Below are 19,120 nucleotides of genomic sequence, written 5' to 3' on the forward strand. Positions count from 1 at the left end.
TGGCAATTTATCATTGAGCATAGTTAGCAGCTGGTAAATTGCCACAGTAGGCACAAGCCTGGTTTGTTCCAGGATCTTTTAGTAACCCCATGTTGTCACAGACAAAAAAAAGCCGCGGCACTGCCACGGCTTTTGCTTGCTAAGGTAAAGCTATCAAATTATTGGCTTACTTTTGCAGTTTCTTTACCGCCGATAAAGAAACTGGCAAGATACGCCAGCAGGCCAATTAAGAAGATCACCCCGGAAACTTCGCGCATCCAGTAGAAGAGCGCCAGCTTATCCTGTGTCGCCATAAAGCTTAATGCTTCACCGGACTCAGGCAGACGCTGTAACCATACCTGCAAGATACCGGCGCCGGTCAGGAACAAGGTGATAAACACCATGGCCACCGTCATCAGCCAGAAGCCCCACATTTCACAAACCTGCGCTTTGTTGCTGTTGGCTTCGCCGATACCGCGCAGCTTAGGCATGGCATATGAAATGATGGTCATCACTATCATGGCATACGCCCCGTAAAACGCCATATGGCCGTGCGCTGCGGTGATTTGTGAACCGTGAGTGTAATAGTTCACCGGAGCCAAAGTGTGCAGGAAGCCCCAGACACCGGCGCCTAAAAATGCCATTACCGAAGTACCCAGCGCCCAAAGCGTAGCCGCTTTGTTGGGATGTTCACGGCGGCGGCGGTTCACCATATTAAAGGCATATAACACCATGGCAAAGAAAGGTAACGGCTCAATGGCTGAGAAGATAGAACCGATCCACTGCCAGTACTCAGGTGTGGTTAACCAGTAGAAGTGGTGGCCGGTACCTAAGATACCTGAGATCAACGCCATGGCGATGATGACATACAACCATTTTTCAATCACTTCACGGTCAACGCCGGTTACCTTGATCAAGACATAAGCTAAGATAGCACCCATGATCAGTTCCCATACACCTTCAACCCATAAGTGCACCACGAACCACCAGAAGTATTTATCCAGTGCCAGGTTTTCCGGGTTATAGAAAGCAAACAGGAAGAATACCGCCAGACCAATCAAACCTGTCATCAATACCATGTTGATAGCGGTTTTACGGCCTTTTAATATCGTCATGCCTAAGTTTAACAAGAAGCCCAGGGCGACCACCACAATACCGATTTTGGTAATGGTCGGCTGCTCGAGGAACTCGCGTCCCATGGTCGGCCATAACTCGTTAAAGGTAAACTCTGCCAGCGTTGAATAAGGCACCAACAGATAACCTAAGATGGTGGCGGTACCGGCAGCGGCAAACACCCAGAACAGGATAATCGCCAGTTTCGGGCTCCACAACTCAGTATCGGCTTCTTCCGGCACCAGGTAGTAGGCAGAGCCCATAAAACCAAAGAGTAACCAGACAATTAATAAGTTAGTGTGCACCATACGGGCAACGTTAAAGGGGATGGCGCCGGCAAGAAAATCACCGACCACATATTGAAGCCCCATGATCAAACCAAACAGGATTTGACCGACAAACAAGATCAAAGCGAAAGCGAAATAAGGCTTAGCTACGGCTTGCGACTGAAATTTTAAAGTACTCATGCAGCTTATCCTTCAATGTTTGGTGGCCAGCTATTAACATCCATTTCTGAGGTCCACTTCAGAAACTCCGCTAAATCATCAATTTCTTGATCGTTCAGGTGAAAATTAGGCATTTGACGACGACCCGGAATATTTAATGGTTGTGATTTCATCCAGCCGTTGAAAAACGCCTTAAAGCCCCCTTCTCCCCCTCTGCGGATATAAACATTACCCAATTCAGGTGCAAAATACGCGCCTTCACCAAGCAAGGTGTGACAGCCTATACAGTTATTATCTTCCCACAGCGCTTTTCCCCGCGCTACGGATTCGGTGAGATTCTCCCTATGATCTCTTTGTGGCATTTCCTTGGTTGTGTGGAAGGTCAGGCCCAAAAATATCAACAGGAAGAAGACACTTCCCCCGTAATAGATATTTCGTGCCATGCCTTTGGTAAAGCTTTCGGACATGTTGTTTTCCTTAAATAAGAAAATGAATAAAGCGAAAGCAAGCATAGTCCTCTTTTGCCGGCACGATATTGATGGAAATCAAATTTTTAAATGAGTATTTCAAAAGGGATCGCTAATAAAAAAGAACCTTGCGCCATGTCAAAAAATAGCGAAATAATACGGGTCAAAAAAGTATCTCCATACGGCCAAAGCCCTTATAAACATTAGGGTTTATAAGGGCTTCAACCTAAGAGCAAGCATTTTTTATGAAGGGATAACAAGCGCCCGGTCGTTATTAAGCGAGGCGAAAAACGTAAACAACAGGATGAGCCGGCAATGAAAAGCCGGCGTTAAAAAATGGGCAGTTTTTTAGCCATCGCCCGGGACAAGTTCAACATGCCCAGCAACACCAGGGCGGCATGCATAGTAACAAAGTATAAGATAACCATCATCAAAGACAATTGCATGCTGGCAGAGAACATCATATAAATAAGCGGCACTATCACCAACAAGGCACCGGCCAGCAGGGATAACTGCAACGATCGATATAAATGAATACGGGCCCAGTTTCTCTGGTGCTTAAAGCGAAGAAAAAACCACACTAGCACCAAAAAGCAGATCCCGGGCAAGAGTAATAAATTGGCAAGATAGAGGGACTGGCTGATAATCGCCAGGCGTTTGGCCGAAGATGAAGCTGCTGACATCGAGTTTCCTTATTGACTGCCCCGGAGCGATACCGGGAGAAACGGTTTCCTTTACCGCTGTATCTATTCATTTGATGGTAAAAGGCGCCCCGAGCCTCTCGAAGCGCCACCTGAGTCACCTTATGACCTATGACTCATCAAAGTAGATTTTCGCCACATCCATCAGCGCCGCCACCGTTTGCGGATCATCCGATAACGGCTCCGCCAGGCAAGAGCGGCAAACATCCAGCGGGTGCATACCGCTGGAAATCATTTTCGCGGCATAGATCAATAACCGGGTAGAGGCACCTTCATCCAGGTCATTTTGCTCCAGGCGGCGCAGCGCATGGGCAAGCTCTACCAGCTTATGGGCTAAATGTGGGGTGGCGCCACCTTCTTTGATAAGAATTTGCTGCTCCACGTCACTGCCCGGGTATTCAAATCTTAAAGCAACAAAACGCTGGCGGGTACTGGGCTTCATGCCTTTTAATAAATTCTGGTAACCCGGGTTATAAGAAACCACCAGCATAAAGCCTGGGGCGGCGGTGATCAATTCTCCGGTACGCTCCAGCGGCAGCACCCGGCGATCATCGGCCAAAGGGTGCAAAACCACAGTGGTGTCTTTACGCGCTTCGACAATTTCATCAAGATAACAAATGCCCCCTTCCCTGACCGCCCGGGTTAAAGGACCGTCCTGCCAGTAAGTGCCTTGCGGACCAATCAGATGCCTGCCGACCAGATCGGCAGCGGTTAAATCATCGTGACAAGACACGGTATAAAGGGGTTTATTGAGCTTTTGCGCCATATGGGAGACGAAACGGGTTTTACCGCAACCGGTGGGGCCTTTGATCAGTACCGGTAATTCATGCTGGTAGGCATGCTCAAATAAAGCAACTTCGTTGCCCTGCTCTTGATAAAAAAGCGTTTGCTCGTCTTCATTTGCTATCGCCATAGTTACTGCATTCGTACTGACAGTCATAACCACTCTTTAATTTATGCAAGTATCGTGAGCTAGAAAATACCCTTAACCAGGACGAAGTACAAACCCCCATTAACGCTTAGTTGATACGGATCAAGACTAGATTAAAACTAACGCCGTTAAGGGGGATTTTTCGAACTGGCGCTGATATCAGGCCAGGGTACACCTACTTTATCCGGCAGGTAATCGGCCAAGGTTTTGCGCTTTTTAAGCTGAGTGAACCCCAGGTTAAACTGCTCTTTGAAATAATCGCCATCCGGATGTGCTTTGGAAAACAATACATGACCCAGTTGCGCCGCTAACGGTTTGGGATGGACCACCAGCCGGGCCAGGTGTTGTGGCGAAAACTCCTGTTTGGCGTAATACCAGGCAGACTCGGTATTGGCAAAAATATCCAACCGTTCCGCCATCAACATTTTCCAGCCCTGCTTATCATAAGGGTGCCAATTGACATCAAGTACTTTGTCATGAGCAAGACGGTAAAAGTCCGGGGTGTAGGTATAGCTGATGGTGGCGCCAATTTTATAAACCGATAAATCTTCAAGCCGTTGCCAGTGAATATCCTTCTTTCTTAAGTGAAATAATACCCAGTTATCCCTGAGCATAGGATGGCTGAAGGTAAAAAACTCCGCCCTTTGCTCATTCTTGTCAAAATACATCACCGCGGCTTCGCGTCCTAACTCCACCATGCGCAGCGCCCGGCCCCAGGGGACAAATAAAAACTCGGTTTTAATGCCCACCTGGGCAAAAACATCTGTCACTAAACGGGAAATATAACCCTTGTCTTTGCGGTTTTCATCAATAAGCGGCGGAAACTGTCCGGTAACAATAACAAGAGAAGATTTGGGCTGTTCATGCTTTTGTTGCTTATTATCACCAGCTGCACTGTGCGGCTGGGCAGCCTGTGAAAAAAACGCAGCCACGAGCAAAAACCACAATAACAGCAGTTTTATCGTGATACTTTTAATAAAATGAACTAGTTGTGGGCAGTTATTCATCAGCAGACAGCATTAACTCCCGATTCCCCCGGTAAACTTAAGTAAAGCAGAGAAAACATGAATAAAATAATCTCCCCATATGTCACCACAAATACTGGTGATTAATCAAGTTCTGACCAGATGTTTCTGTTACCCCTGATGATCAATAATGCCTCTTACTCGCGGCTCAATATGATCATTAAAGGCGGATTAAACCAACGAAGTGCGATACTTGAGGCGCTAAAACTGCGCAAACGGCCGATTTATATCAGTACCTGCACCACCACCTTTGGCATGTTGCCACTGATGTTAAGCCCGGGCGAAGGTGCGGAAATATACCAGGGCCTGGCGGCAGTGATCATTGGCGACATGACGGTCAGTGCGCTGTTTACCCTGAGTTTTTTCGGCATTTTGTCTTTACCGCTATTTACCAGTTTCGCAAAAACTTATCGAAGCACAAAGAAAATAATCACAGCAGATGCCGCTTGAGCATAAAAAGTTTTACTTTTAGCTGTCTGAGCTTCAAGGGCGACAGTAATAGCTGTTAGCTCTGATGGTAAGGTAATAATGCAAGAGGATATTGAAGAGGATTGTTTTTTGTAAAATTTACTGAACCATTTTCTGTCTTTCATAGAGGATCTGCTATCTGAATTTAGATAACAGATCCTTTTTCCCGGGAGTGATATCTCCCTAAGAAATTAGATCATCAGTTCCTGACCACATGCTCTGACAATGTTAACCCAGTGACGGCACATGTTATCGTCCATCACATAGTTGCAGTAATAATTTGACATGCTGTAGGCTTGACGGCATTCGCTGCTAGTTGCTGCACTTGCTGTAGTTGCCAGACTGATACCCATACCTAAACCCGTCAGGGCTAACATTAATTTCTTGTTCATGATATTCCTTATATTCACCCGTTAGTCGATGAATTTTCTATTATTATTTTTCAGTTAATACCTGCTTCCATGCCATCGTGGCCAAAAGCAGGTACCGGACTAAACTACTGAACAAGTTAAATAATGTCAAACAAATATTTACAAGTTTTATACATTTGCCGTCACATATTTACATTATTAAAACAAATTAGTTTAACAAAAAAGCAGCAACAAACCGGCATTGCTCCCTAGTCGGTGCCGGGACATTCAGGAGCAAACATGGCATCGTCAAAAGTATAAGTAAAATCATCGTTACACCAACCGCTGATCAAGGAATGGCCGTTACGCACACATTGATCATGATTTAAGCAATCCCGGGTCAGGATCTGGTTTCCCGATGGACAGCCGCCGCCACAGTTGCCATAACACTCCCCCCGCTGGCGGACATTAGGGATATGATCCGGTACCGCCGTGGTCCATTGGCCGTTAATAAAGGACTCGGTATTGCTGCCCCGGCTGCCCACCAGGGCTAAACTGGTGCATTCGGGGTCATCATAACCGCACTGGTTACCGTCATGACTTGCGGCAAGTTCAAGACCGTTATAGCTACACAAGTTTTCATAGGCAGAGGTAGAAACGCCATCGATAGTACGCTGCAGACTCACGCTATCCGGGGTTTGCGCCCATAAAGAAAGTAAACGCTTAAGCATATTGGCGGCATCGTTTTGCTTGCCGTAGCCCTGCAGCTCATAGGTTTTAAGTAATGCCGTAAGTTGCAAGCGGTCTTTTTCGTTTAAAAATACTGCTTGTCCTTTGGCATCCAGGGCGGATAGTTTTGCACTTTTACTATCCTTATCCACCGATGCCGTCAGGCTTTTACCGTGAACAACCAGCGCAAGTTCAAATTGTCCCGGGGCAATTTGCATACTGGAAAAATGTAGCTGCGTTCGTTTCTCCCCCTGTACCGCCAGCGCTTTGCCAAGTATATTTTGCTCACCTTGCCCCCAAAATACACCGGAAATATTTTCCCTGTCGATCTTTATTTCCAATGGCTCTGGTAACCTTTTACTGTTGGTATCAGCCTGAAGGGAAAGTGGCAATATGGTCAAAAGCAGAGCAGCGAGTTTTATCGTTTTCATATGTTATTATCCTTATTAAAAAACAAGTCCTGTTTTATTTACTCAAGGATAAAGGTATGCCAGATTATTGAATTTTCAAATAAAAGTGGAAATATTGGTAACAATGGCTGAAAAGTTACGGCTGGAGTAATATTAATCGCTGCGATGTTGGGCAATGAAGAAATTATTTTTGTGGTGGTAAAATTAAGGCGCTCAGACTCGTCTCCCTAAGCGCCAACTTTTTAACCGTCCGGTTATAACAGCTCAAGCTGCAACTTAAGCCCGGCGGTGCTGATCCGTTATAAAACCGCGGGATAAAATCTGCTCCTCGCTGCTGTCTTGTTCATTTGCCTTGCCGGTATCAAGAAAATCCACCAGTAACAAGGCGGCAAACAACAATTTTACCACCAGGCCTTCGGTTATCGGTGAGGCTCCGGTCACGGCACTGACGATATACAGGGTTAATAAAAAAATCAAACCACCGGCGAAACTCTGCCTCGGCCGGGTATAAGAGAGTTGTGCGAACATCAAAAATATCGCCCCTATCCCCAATGCCGCAATCTTAATATGCGGCTCCGGATGCTGGTTTACCGGCGTAAACGGCAATAGCCAGTGGATCACCACCAATAAATACAAAACCACCTGCGCCATATAGGATAATCTGAGTTCATTTTTTCCTTTCATCGCTATTCACCCTTTTTCAACCTTAAGCTATAAGGTTATTCTAGCGAAGACCGGTGTTATTAACTGCTATGATTTGTAACCCATTTGTACCACCATTCCCCGCCCTGCAAGCCCTGGCAACAAGGGAGAAGAATAAAGCCCGTTATAAAAATAACATCGACTTGCCTGCTGTTGCTGTTTAAAAAGCGCGGCTAACCACATGGCCATTATCAGCGCTACTGGCCCTCGGTGACATAAAGGTAAGTACGCATGGTTTTCAGGCTGATGCCATTAGGATCGTCTTCGTCAGGATCACCCGGATTGCAATCATCACTGCTACAAAGGGTAATAGTGCCGCCATCGGTCCCTTCGCCCACACCAACAAATAATAATTTGCTATGCTCTGAATCATCCGGCGGAATGATCACCGTCGGAGTATCCGGGATCCGATCACCAACGCTTAATTGCCGCCAATCATAAATGGTCGTACCCAACGCCAAATCAACGGCATATAATACACCGGCACCGGCACTGAGTTCACAGGTATTGCTGTTACTGCCGGATGCCGGGGTAAAAGAAGTAAAATAGGCAACACCGGCCACCGCAGTCGCCGCCGATAAGCTTTTCTCGCCACTGCCGGTGTAATCGACAAACCAACCGCTTTTACTGCTTACGGCAAGCTCCAGTGTTTCCCGCTCCTGGGTAGTCATCGTTTGGCCAAAAGGGTTATTGGTATAATCATATAGGTCGGTGATCTCAATCGCATCCGGAGTCGGCGGCGTACTGGTATCGCTAAATGACTGGGTAAAAACCGTTTCATCGCGGATCATGAAAAACTTATCACTGGTATCGGTCGCCGAGGGAGTGGAGCGATCGCCACTGCCGATCAATATCGCCTCATAGGGCCTTTCCTGGCGCGTGACTACCGTAGTGGTTTTGCCGTCTACATCGGTAACCGAAGTTTCTATGGTATCGCTGATCAGGGTTCTGACAATAGAAGGTTCACTGAAAAATCGCCTGTCATCAGCGTTAGAGGTACCGCCTAGCTGCGCCAGTTTAAAGGCCGTCCACGGAGTATCGCTGCTGTTGGGGTTATTGCCGGGCATATCGACACGCCAGACATTACCGCCGCTGTCTCCGGCATATAATCTATCGATCAAACCGTCTCCGTCACTATCTAAAGTCCCGATACTGGCAGGAATACTGTCGGTTAATGCCGTCACCTGGGTATGTTTGCCAGAAGCGGTACCCGGGCTCAAACTCCACAATAAGGTACCGGTTTTGGCATCTGCCATATAAATGGCCCTGCCAACAGTATCATTACTGCCCGCCCCTGAGCTGTCCTTACCGATATCATAGCCACCGCCGAAAAAAATCACCGGACTGGCACTACCGCTAACAACATTAAGCGCCGAAAAGCCTACCCTGGGCTGGGACCAGGATTGCCCGAGCTCACTGTAACCGGCCGTGCTGCTGTCAATATGCCACATCAGCTTAGGTGAATCCGGGATGGTCACATCAAGGCCATAATATGAAGATCCTCCCCTGCGCAAGCCAATGAAAATCCAGGCCTTATCTCCGCTGGCGCTGCTGATGGTGCCATCACCGTTTTTATCCAAAATATATGAAGAAGCCGAGCCGTCAATACCATACACTTTGGCCGAGGTGGGAAAGTTGTCTTTTAGCGATTTGATATTGGGAAAAAATTCTTTCGGCATAAAGGCCCAACTTTCATCGACACTGTCGCCGTTATCGTCAAACATATGCAAAACACCGGCATTGGTGCCGATAATAATGCGTATATCCTGAGATGTGCTGGAGCCGCCATAATTGATCACCAGCGGCTTGGAATGCAGGGGATCGGCAAAGACATCAAAGCGGATATCCGTGGTAGAGCCGTCACTATCGGCATCATCGACATCAATTCCCTTGGCCCAGTTAAGATGGGCATCAATCTCATCCTCGGTAACATCCAATAGCGCCGCCAGGCCCGCACTGCCGCCCAGGGTCGCTTCGGCATTGGCCCGGGTCAGGGCAACCAGCGCGGTAGAAGCCCCGAGGTCGCTTAAAATATTACGATCGGTTTTACTGCGCAGCATGTCCGCGACCCCGCCTTCCTTGACTTCATTACCGTCGGCACTTGCTGACTGGGTCCAGAACGTTTTGGCATTATCGTCTATGCTGCCTTCGCTGTTAATGGCCGAGGCATTGGTCCTGTCTACCTGTACTCCGTTGACGACTTTAAGTTTTTTTATATTGCCCTGCCAACGTGGTCCCCTGTCCGGTAAAAACATCGCATAATAAACCGAATCCAGGGTTTCGGTACGGTCAAAATTATTTGAAGCAATTGACGGCGAAGTAAAGCTGGTATTTTCCCGCGAAATCTCAATCAGCGCCGACTGCAGGGAAGAAAGTAAACTGCTGGCATCTTCAGCCGGGTAATATTCCCCCCCTCCCAGGGTGGCCGCTTCAAGTAATAATTCCCCGGCATCGTTGATCGCATCCTTACCGAAACCGACGGTAAATAAGGTGGCATATTGATTACCGTCAATATCCGCATTGATATCATTGGTATTCATCCAGCCCGCCAAAGCCGCCAGGTAATTATTGGTGCCGTTGACATTAAAAGGGGCGCCTATTCCGGGCAAGCCGCTGACATAAGTATCTGCCGCCAGATCCCGCGTCGGCTGGCCGTCGGTGATCAAAATCACATAAACCTGGTTACTGCAACCGTTATAGGGGGCGATATAGGTTTTACTGTCTTCTATCGAGGTATCCCGCGGCGGGGTATTGCCTCTATAGCTGCTGCCACGGTTGGAGTCATTATCGCCAAAGTCTACCGACAAGCCGCCGAAATAACGGCGCGCCTCGTACAAGGTCTCGCATAAAGGGGTATTGGTTTCCGCGTCTAGTTCAAGGTTGATAATATCGATCAGCTCCTGGCGCGCCGCTGCTGTGCTTTCCTGGATACCAAACACCACCCGGCCGCCGTCGCGGGTATATTCCCCGCTGTGGTTATGATTGAAAATTTGCAGGCCAAAATCTATCGACGGCGCCGATTCAATCAGATCGGTCACGGTATCCTTGGCGATATCAAGCCGGCTGCGGTTTACCGTGGCGATACTCTCGCTCTGACTCCAGCGCAAATAATTATCCGTATATAAGGTAACCACTTCCCCGGTCCCCAGCTGGGTCTGGGAGTCCGCGGCGTTGGCGGTATAATAAACCGGGTTTTGCTTAGTGCCCTGTCCGTCTACCGGGTAACCGTCGGGTAAGGCTTCCAGCGGTGAATTTTTCTTTAATATACCGGCATTTTCCGGATCCAACAGGTTAACGTCATCCCAGCAGTCGATAACTTCTATGTTGGCGCCGCTGTTATCAGGAATTTCCTGCCAGCTGCCGGAGTTGCCCTGAAAGCTGTATTCGCGGATATGGCCGGTATAATACCCGACACTGTCCAGGCGTAATTTGGCGGTATGGCAAGAGTTGATATCATCTAAAAAACGTCGGGCTTCACTTGGACTGTCGGGGACCGGGATGGTGCCGTCAACCCCGGTGCCTTTAGTGAAATAAATAAACCGCTCAGCTAAGCTGTTAAAGCCGCCGATAGCGGGATAAACGGTATTGGGATCATAGGGGGTTTTGACCTCTTCCGAGGTGCTCATACTGCCGGAGTTGTCGAAAATGATCAGCACCTGGGGTTTAGTGCCGCTGCGCTGGGAAACATCACCGACATAAAGTTCAATATCTTCAGCCGCAAGATAGCCGGAGATAAAAATAAGTAAACTGCACCCTAACCACTTGTTCATACTACTGCTCCCGTGTTCAGAAATTACTGCTCTTGACCGGGAATGACCTGCTAGCAGGAGATCTCTACCTCCATGTAGCCGGTTTGAACTGTATTAACGCTTTATCTTACTGGCTTGATTAAAGCCGGGGAAACCCAACATTACCTGCGCTTTCCTGCCTCACACTATGCCTTATCAAACAAACATTGAAATGATAGCAGTCAGCTTTTGCATTCTTTTGCATCAAAGGAGTACAGAGAAAACCGCATTCACCGGTATATATACAAGTAATAACCGGTAAAAAACGAGCAAATAACGTACACCTCAAGCTTGACACAATTAGAGAGCGACTGCAAATCGCGCTATTTTATCAATACTCAGACAAGTTTATGCAGTGCTATATAATTAAAAAAATTGCAAACTTAGCAAACAAAAGTCGCCTGCCCGGTAAAATCGGACAGGCGACTAAAAAGCAAATAGCCGGGGTGTATTATTCCTCTGACAGCTTATCCATGACTACAAAGCTAAGGTTATTTCACTGCTACTAAAGTCTCTTTTTTTACTTCATTGGTTAACCATAAATAGGCTTTTTCCAGGGTCAGATCCGACTCACTCAGGTAATAATCGGCATCCCGTTTTACCAGGATATCCGGCTGAATACCGTAGCCGACAAAATCACGGCCATCGGCAAAGGTTTCCCGCTTAGAGCAAATTTTCCCCTTGCCGCCGCCGGGCAGATCAAAAAACAGCGGTTGTCCCGTGCTGCCAAAGGTGGGCTCGCCTATGGTTTTGAAATGCTTGACGCCGTCGGCATACACCAGGAAATCTTCCGCCGCACGCGCGGTTTCCCGGCTGATCAGAATAGCCGTTGTGATCACCAGTTTGTCTTTTAATGCAATTTCATCGGCATAGAGCACATTGGCTTCGCTTTCCTGCCAGGCCTCACCATTATAATAGGCTCCGTATTCCTTGGCCCAGTCATATTGCCGGGCGAATTTCCCCCAGGCCTTATAGGTGGAATTATGCACCCGCATGCGGCTGCGGGCACCGGTGAGATCCCTGAAGGTCAGGTATTTCAAAATTTCTTCAGCCAAAAAGGTGTTGCCTCCTTCATTAAACCTGAGATCAATCACCAAACCATTGGCTTTTTTCAGCTGGGGCAAAGAAGCAATAAAGTTTTCCACCACCGCCATATCCGAAAAGTTGTTCAACGCTACATAAGCAAGCTGATCGTCAAGCCATTTCATCGAAAAGCTTTCCTCATGCCTGATACCGCGGGCGGCATGCCAGTCGACGGCTTGCTTGTTATGACGGCGACTGACATTGAGCTCTTTGATTTCCCCGTCCGGTACGCGAATTTTCAGTTTAACATTGCTGCCGGGGGCTCCTGCCAGCAGCCCATAACCATATTGTTTGTTGCCGCGTATCCCCTGATCCCAGAGGATATGCGTGGTAGAGCTGCTGATATAGGGAAAAACATCCTGCTCAAGCACAGCCGCACTCTCCCGGCCGTCGACGGCTAAAATCACAGAGCCTAAAGGCAACTCGGCGGCCAGCGCCTTATCTACAGCCACCACAATCGCCTGGCGATTGGCTTCTGCCAGGCGGATCGCGGGAAAACCGACATACTCATCTACTAACCCCTCAGGCATTTCTATCGTGGTCATACCGTCGTTAAGCAAACCGGCAAAACGGCTCAGCACCCGGTAATACTCATAAGCATTTTCGGTCGCCAAGACCCGGGGAATATATTGCTGATAAGCCTGATCCCAATCGAGCTCTTCAACCTGATCAAAATAGGCAAAGTTATAACTGACCTCTTTCCAGAAAAGCGACAGTCCGTACAGTTTCTCCTGGTCGCTCATCTGCGCCTGTTGCGCCACAGCCGCTAAGCTTGTTAAAGCGCTCAATACCAGACTCAGCAAAGTGATCCGTCCTATGCTTGGCAATCGCATCTTAGTCATTCCTTTCTATTGATAAACATCTGCTAGTCCACCGCCACCAGCGTCGGTTTTTTACGCGGCCCTTTTTCCACCACTTTCGTCTCGACCTGCTCGCCGCTCACCAGAGCGGTAAGATCTATCACCCGATCTGCCATATCTATGGTTTCTTTGCGGTGAGCGATCATGATCCGGGTCACCCCCATATTTTTAAGCACCTGGTTGATCTTTCTTTCGGTTTCTATATCCAGGGCGCTGCTGGCCTCGTCAAGAAACAATACTTTCGGCTTTTTATACAGGGCCCGTGCAATCAGCACCCTTTGTACCTGGCCGCCGGACAGGGTACTGCCCATGTCGCCGGCCAGGGAATGAAAGCCCATGGGCATAGCCTGGATATCGTCAAAGATATGGGCGTCTTTGGCCGCTTCCTCGAGCAATTCCAGATCTTGCTCTATGGCAAAGAAGCTGATGTTTTCGCCGACAGAGCCTGATAACAGGTTATCTCCCTGCATCACCGCCGAGGTCACGCTGCGGTAATTATTCAAACCGATTTGTTTGATATCTTTGCCGTCAAGCAACACCGCCCCCGAAGTCGGCGGCATCAGCCCCATAATAATCTTCATCAAAGTAGTTTTGCCGAAGCCCGACGGCGCGGTCAGCACCACGCATTCCCCGGCTTCTATGGTCAGCGACAAGTCCTTAAACAAAAAGGGCTCATTGTCGTTATAGCGATAGCTGATCTCTTTTAGCTCGATTTTACCGTCCACCTTTTGCAGCGCGGGAAAATCGGTTTCCAGCGCTTCTTCCTGATCTTCCAGGGCAATATCGGCAATGCGGGATAGATGCAACCCCAGCATGCGCCATTCGAATATTTTCTCCAACAAGGTTTGCGAGCTCAGGGCAAATTGCTGACGATAGGCCAAAAAGGCAAAAAACATGCCCATGGTCAGGGCATCGCCAAGCACCAGGCTGGCGCCGAGCCAGATCAAGAAAACATATTCCAGGCCATAGAGCAGCTCCTGGAAAGTACTGGTGGCTATGGTCAAACGGCCAAGCTTGATATCGGCATTCATCCAGTCGGCATTGGCATTTTCCAGCTTAGACTGGCGTATGGCCTCACCGCTGAAGATTTTGACCGGTTGTACCGAGCGTATCGACTCATAAAACAAACCATCGCTGGAGGCGCGCAGTTGCAAACTTTCCTTGGTGGAATTGCGGATCCGGGGATAAAGCACCACACGGGAGATGGCATAAAGAGAGACGGCGCCAACCGTCACCAGTGCCAGCGCAGGACTGAAGATAAACATCATGCTCAGGGTCAGCAGCGCCATCACCCCGTCGATGGCGCCTTCGACAAAACCTTCACTTAAAAGTTTTTTAACATAATCCAGGCTCTGGAACCGGGAAATAATATCCCCGATAAAACGTTTGCCGAACCAGCCCATGGGCAGGCGCAATAAATGCCGGAATAAATTAGAAACCAGCTGGATCCCTAAGGTGGTACGCAAAAACAAAATCACCCAGGAGCGAAACGCCTTGGTCGCTACCTGCAGCAACATCAGCAAACTAAAACCTATGCCTAACACCAGCAAAAAACTGCGATCACTGGTCACAACCACATTATCCACCACCAGCTGGATAAAATAAGGCGAGAGCAGCGCCAGTAATTGCAAGGTCAGGGATAAAATCAAGATCTGGCTTAAGCTGCGTTTAATGCCGGTGATACTGCGCCACAGCACAGAAAAACCGAGCTTGATTTCTTCATCCTTGCTTTTAAAGTCTTCCGTCGGCCTTAATTCCAGTGCAATGCCGGTGTAGGACTTGGAGGCCTCGGCCCAGCTATAAAAAGCTTCCCCTTTACCGGGATCGTGAATAATCAACCCGGTAGCGGTCACCTTTTTTAATACGACAAAATGGTTGAGGTCCCAGTGCAGGATCACAGGGACGGATAAATTGACTAACTTGTCCATCTCAACCTTAACCGGGCGCCCGGTCAGGCTAAGCTGGGCACCGATGCCGATCAGCTGCTTAAGGTTGGCGCCCTTGAGACTAACCGGATATTTCTTGCGGATAGTGAAAAGATCAATACGATGGCCATAATAATTGGCAATCATACAAATGCAGGCCAGACCGCATTCCGCCCCTTCACTTTGCAAGATCACCGGCAACTTACGGCGGCTACTGAAATTGAGCTTAGATAATAACTCCATCACTTAATCTCTCTTGCTAGTGTGTCTTGGTTAAAAGGGGCTCGAATACCCAGGCCAGCAAAGACCGGTTTTCTCCGAGCACATCGGCGTCGAGCAACATGCCCGGCTGAAGGTTGACCATCTTACCCTGGGCATCTATTTGCTGCTGCGCCAGCGCCACGGTTGCCCGGTAGGCCGGCTGGTCGATAAGGGTATCCACTTCCGCCTGGAAAGGCTCTATCAGGGTCTTGGAAATACTGTTTATTTTTCCCTGGTGCAGACCGAATTTTTGGTAGGGAAAAGCCTGATAACGCAGTAAAATATCCTGCCCCGGCTCCACCAGGCCTATGGCGCTGGTGGGAATATAAATTTCCGCCACCAGCTGGCTGTCTTCGGGTAACAGGTTCATCAGCGGCCGGTTGGTTTCGGCAAAATGCCCCTGCTGATAAAAAATATTCGACACTACCCCGGGACCCGGCGCCTTAATGTAATAAAACTTATCGGCGCGAATATCCGCCAGCTCCCGCTCCAGCAAGATCATCTGCTCCTGGTAGCCGACAATCATGGTATTGCCCTTGATCTCAACATTACGCTTTCGCTTGTCGGCCTCTTTTGCCTGCGTCAGGAAATTGCGCCTTTTACGTGACAGGTTTTTTAAACTGATGCGTTTTTCCAATACCTGCGCATATTTACTGTTGTATTCAGACTTGGAGATTTGCCGGTCTTTTAACAGCTTTTCCACTTGCGACAATTCAATGCTGAGCAGTTTCAGGTAATCTTTTTGCAGCGCTATCTCATCATTCACCTGGGCGGCTTCGTCGGTCAGGGTGGCCTGTCTGGCAATCACTTCTGCCAGTTCCAGTTGATTGAGATCCTGCTGAAAGGCGATCTTTTCCTTAAGCAGGTGGATACTTTGCTTGATGCTGGCGGATTTCTCATTGGCAACACTGGTATCGAGTCCCTGGCGGTCGGTGCGGATTTTATACAGCGGCTGTTCCTTAAGCACCACCTGCCCTTCCTTAACCAGTAATTCCTCAATCACCCCCGCCTGATAGGCCATCACTTTTTTAACCCCGGACGGTGTTTTCAAAATGCCTTTTACCGAAGTCGACTTGGTATAATCGCCAAAGGTTAAAAACAAGACGATGCATACCATCAGCAACAGGATAAAACCAGTGATCACGGCAAAAGATACCGGACGAATAAGCAGCACATCACCGTGACGGGCAATTTGTGCTTCCAATACCTCCTGCCGGTAAATTGAACGTTTCTTCTTCACAACCATAATGCAAGTACCCGCAACAATCCCTGAAAAAATCTGCCTGTTAACATCCGAAGATCCCTGCTAGCTTACTTCCACCACAGCAATATCAGAAGTATACGCGGGACGTGTCGGGTAAGCTTGCGCCGGACAACTAAGCTCTTTTTCATCCAGGCTGATAAAACCCCGGGTCCAGATTTCCATTTTTTCACCATCGAGGGCAAAATCGCCATTGCGGTCAATTTTGCCCAGCTTGTTACGCTCATCATTGAGCATAACGGTGCATTTTCCTATGGTGCCGTCGGCGCGGATCAATAATTGTCTCGGCATTGCTGCATAACAGATATAGGCATTGCCGCCATCAACATTTTTCACCCTGTCATCCAAAGTGTCAGACATTAAGTCTTTTATCTGGTCAACGCGCTCTTTGGCGTTTTTGGCGATATAACGGCTGGCATCGGACGTTTCAACGCCATCTCCCAGGTAATTTATTTTTTCTATCGTACAGGTATAGCGCTTATCCGCACCGAATTCCGACTTAATCTTACGGCATAAAGCCAGCATAGATTCACTATTTTGCTCGGTAATATGCAAGCGTAACATCACGGTAAAATCAGCATCCAACTGCTGATATGACTTAAGGTTTGACCAGATTTGCTCAAAGCTGCCCTTACCATTGATTTGTACCCGGGTAGTATCATGACATGCCTGATCACCGTCCAGAGTAATTTGATAGTCTTTGACCCCTAACGGAACAAAAGTTGAAAACATTTTATAATCAAGAAGGTAAGCATTAGTCGTCATATGGGAGATATAAGTGAATTCATATTCATCCCGTAGCTGTTGAATATGGCTGCAAATATCGATAATCGCTTTTTGATTCAAGGTCGGTTCGCCACCGAACCAGGAGATCATCAGGTTCTTCAAGGTCGGGGCTGCTTTCGTTAACAGATTCTTGATCCCTTCAACGGTATCTTCACTCATCTTGCCTATTTCAAAGTCTTCATAACAATAGGTACAGCGAAAATTGCATTTTTCCGTAGGGAGCAGGGTTAAATATAAATGCCCTTCACTGGCAGCTAGGATGTATTTTTTTTTGAAATCAAATCCTTGATTATTCATTAGGTAGCTTCCTTATTATCATTCTTTTAGGAATTCATTTGTCAGCAGACAGCATGTATTTACTGTGCTTTTCCGGTATTCGCGGCATTTAAACGGATGGCTTTTTCAATTTCTCCTGCTAATTGAGCATGGCCAAGAATAATGCCGCATTATTGTTTGAGGATTTACAATACAAGTTACAATAAAAAAAGCTTGTTATCGTAACAGTAAAAACACACCACCAGCCTATTCAAGCTCCATGCTACCGTTGCAGGTACAGTTATTTCCATTGTCACCGCCGGCAACTTCTTCTTCTAAAATATCCCTTTCCTCCTGAGCTATTTCGTTTAGAAATTTTTCTTTATTTTCTTCAATTTTTTTTTTATTTTCTTCCGTCATGATCTCGTCCTTTTTTTAAACTTGTAGAAATTTACAACCCATTAATAAATAAAGTTGCCATTTCAGTCTATGTAAAATAATGACTTAGACACACAAACTTCCAGTCAACAATCATCAATCATCAGCCACTTTGTAGGATTTTCACCCTGAATAAGTTCGAAAAACAACCTAAAATAATTGGCGAGATCTCTTGAAGCTCATTATCCGGCAAGTATTTAGCACACATAACGGGTCAATTTATACCCCCTTTTCTACCTGTGTAACCAGAGTTCACCTGCTTGATAAAATGTGATTCAAAAAGGTTTGGGTATAAAAATAATCGACCAGGCAAATGCATGAAAAGGACTACTGCGTCAGCTTACCGCTAGCAGAGATATAGAAGAAACAGCATAACCGGGCACCACCCAGATTTATTTTTGATTAAAACCGCTGATATCGCCTTTTTATTCCTGGCAACAGTAAAAATCAGTCATGAAGAGATGGTTTCCAGCCACTTTGACAGGGTTTATTTATCAGACCAGTCCCTTTGTCTATAGTTTTGCAATCACTAGCTTATTAGAGAAGGCACAAACATGGCAGAAAATATTCACTTTGATGATAACGAAGAACAACCACTTTCTGAGGAAGAATTGCAGGCATTAGAAGACGATATCCTTAACGAAGCCGCCGGCGGCACCAATGCGCCCCCCATCAGTCCTAATATAGGTTGTTAATTCCAATGCAGGCATGGGAATTATAAGTCATTCCCATGCCTGTGATCTCACCACCGTTTTCAGGCGAAAGAGAATAGCACTAAAGCATATCCCGGTTGCAATAAGTCAGCTTTTCAAATTCGCTGACATTCATGGCAATATTGGCCACGTCCGGAAACATGGCAACAAGCTCAGTCACCATCTGCTTTGATAAGGCAGCTTTTTGCTGGCAACTTCGCCCCTGCATAATACTGGCGAAAACATGAACAAAAGCCTCACGTGTTCCGCCAATGCTGTAACTGCTGTATGGATTGATGCGTACTTTAATTTCACTTTCTTTAAATAAACCGGACGCCACAGCAGATAAATGCAACCGACGCAGAATCTCTTCTTCCGGCTGAAGCGTTAACAGCTCTGCACAGCAATCGACAACAAAATGCGGCATTTCACTCTCCTTAACTTTACCCG

The 19,120-nt window shown here is 47.4% G+C and carries 17 protein-coding genes; 2 read left to right on the top strand and 15 right to left on the bottom strand.

The features are described 5' to 3' along the window. Nucleotides 1-158: 158 nt before the first annotated feature. The 5 genes from QL234_RS10165 to QL234_RS10185 form a co-directional block, all read right to left on the bottom strand. The gene (locus QL234_RS10165) at nt 159-1,559 is read right to left on the bottom strand and encodes a cbb3-type cytochrome c oxidase subunit I (protein ID WP_281557707.1); all 1,401 of its coding nucleotides are present in this window, start codon (nt 1,557-1,559) and stop codon (nt 159-161) included. 5 nt (nt 1,560-1,564) lie between these two features. Further along, on the bottom strand, nt 1,565-2,005 hold the full coding sequence (locus tag QL234_RS10170) for a cytochrome c (RefSeq protein WP_281557708.1): 441 nt from the start codon (nt 2,003-2,005) through the stop codon (nt 1,565-1,567). Nucleotides 2,006-2,334: 329 nt separating this feature from the next. Beyond that, complete coding sequence (locus tag QL234_RS10175) at nt 2,335-2,688, bottom strand: hypothetical protein (RefSeq protein WP_281557709.1); 354 nt, start codon at nt 2,686-2,688, stop codon at nt 2,335-2,337. A gap of 127 nt (nt 2,689-2,815) precedes the next feature. Next, complete coding sequence (locus QL234_RS10180) at nt 2,816-3,646, bottom strand: CbbQ/NirQ/NorQ/GpvN family protein (RefSeq protein ID WP_281557710.1); 831 nt, start codon at nt 3,644-3,646, stop codon at nt 2,816-2,818. Between the two features lie 119 nt (nt 3,647-3,765). Beyond that, the gene (locus tag QL234_RS10185) at nt 3,766-4,569 is read right to left on the bottom strand and encodes a transporter substrate-binding domain-containing protein (protein ID WP_281557711.1); all 804 of its coding nucleotides are present in this window, start codon (nt 4,567-4,569) and stop codon (nt 3,766-3,768) included. A gap of 195 nt (nt 4,570-4,764) precedes the next feature. On the opposite strand from QL234_RS10185, the gene QL234_RS10190 reads away from it, so the two are divergent. Beyond that, nucleotides 4,765-5,112 (top strand): efflux RND transporter permease subunit, encoded by a 348-nt coding sequence (locus QL234_RS10190; RefSeq protein WP_348650706.1) that lies wholly within the window; start codon nt 4,765-4,767, stop codon nt 5,110-5,112. 209 nt (nt 5,113-5,321) lie between these two features. On the opposite strand, the gene QL234_RS10195 is transcribed toward QL234_RS10190, so the two are convergent. The 9 genes from QL234_RS10195 to QL234_RS10235 form a co-directional block, all read right to left on the bottom strand. Next, nucleotides 5,322-5,522 carry a hypothetical protein gene (locus QL234_RS10195; RefSeq protein WP_281557712.1) on the bottom strand — a complete coding sequence of 67 codons (201 nt, stop codon included), beginning with the start codon at nt 5,520-5,522 and terminating at the stop codon, nt 5,322-5,324. 227 nt (nt 5,523-5,749) lie between these two features. Continuing rightward, nucleotides 5,750-6,640 (bottom strand): hypothetical protein, encoded by an 891-nt coding sequence (locus tag QL234_RS10200; protein ID WP_281557713.1) that lies wholly within the window; start codon nt 6,638-6,640, stop codon nt 5,750-5,752. 255 nt (nt 6,641-6,895) lie between these two features. Next, a complete protein-coding gene (locus tag QL234_RS10205) occupies nt 6,896-7,303 on the bottom strand; it encodes a hypothetical protein (RefSeq protein ID WP_281557714.1) in 408 nt (135 codons plus the stop codon). A gap of 215 nt (nt 7,304-7,518) precedes the next feature. Beyond that, nucleotides 7,519-11,091 carry a PilC/PilY family type IV pilus protein gene (locus QL234_RS10210; protein WP_281557715.1) on the bottom strand — a complete coding sequence of 1,191 codons (3,573 nt, stop codon included), beginning with the start codon at nt 11,089-11,091 and terminating at the stop codon, nt 7,519-7,521. A gap of 509 nt (nt 11,092-11,600) precedes the next feature. Continuing rightward, nucleotides 11,601-13,025 carry a S41 family peptidase gene (locus QL234_RS10215; RefSeq protein ID WP_281557716.1) on the bottom strand — a complete coding sequence of 475 codons (1,425 nt, stop codon included), beginning with the start codon at nt 13,023-13,025 and terminating at the stop codon, nt 11,601-11,603. A 32-nt stretch (nt 13,026-13,057) separates the two neighbouring features. Then, complete coding sequence (locus QL234_RS10220) at nt 13,058-15,220, bottom strand: peptidase domain-containing ABC transporter (protein ID WP_281557783.1); 2,163 nt, start codon at nt 15,218-15,220, stop codon at nt 13,058-13,060. A gap of 16 nt (nt 15,221-15,236) precedes the next feature. Next, nucleotides 15,237-16,484: an HlyD family efflux transporter periplasmic adaptor subunit gene (locus QL234_RS10225; RefSeq protein ID WP_281557717.1), complete on the bottom strand. Its 1,248-nt coding sequence runs from the start codon at nt 16,482-16,484 to the stop codon at nt 15,237-15,239. A gap of 60 nt (nt 16,485-16,544) precedes the next feature. Beyond that, complete coding sequence (locus QL234_RS10230) at nt 16,545-17,582, bottom strand: radical SAM protein (protein WP_281557718.1); 1,038 nt, start codon at nt 17,580-17,582, stop codon at nt 16,545-16,547. Nucleotides 17,583-17,807: 225 nt separating this feature from the next. Beyond that, nucleotides 17,808-17,960, bottom strand: a complete 153-nt coding sequence (locus QL234_RS10235; RefSeq protein ID WP_281557719.1) for a hypothetical protein — start codon at nt 17,958-17,960, stop codon at nt 17,808-17,810. Nucleotides 17,961-18,532: 572 nt separating this feature from the next. Here QL234_RS10235 and QL234_RS10240 point away from each other — a divergent pair. Beyond that, nucleotides 18,533-18,673 (top strand): hypothetical protein, encoded by a 141-nt coding sequence (locus QL234_RS10240; protein ID WP_281557720.1) that lies wholly within the window; start codon nt 18,533-18,535, stop codon nt 18,671-18,673. Nucleotides 18,674-18,752: 79 nt separating this feature from the next. On the opposite strand, the gene QL234_RS10245 is transcribed toward QL234_RS10240, so the two are convergent. Beyond that, complete coding sequence (locus QL234_RS10245) at nt 18,753-19,097, bottom strand: 5-carboxymethyl-2-hydroxymuconate Delta-isomerase (RefSeq protein ID WP_281557721.1); 345 nt, start codon at nt 19,095-19,097, stop codon at nt 18,753-18,755. Nucleotides 19,098-19,120 lie beyond the last annotated feature (23 nt).

Source organism: Thalassomonas sp. RHCl1 (assembly GCF_947387555.1).
Taxonomy (GTDB): Bacteria; Pseudomonadota; Gammaproteobacteria; order Enterobacterales; family Alteromonadaceae; genus Thalassomonas.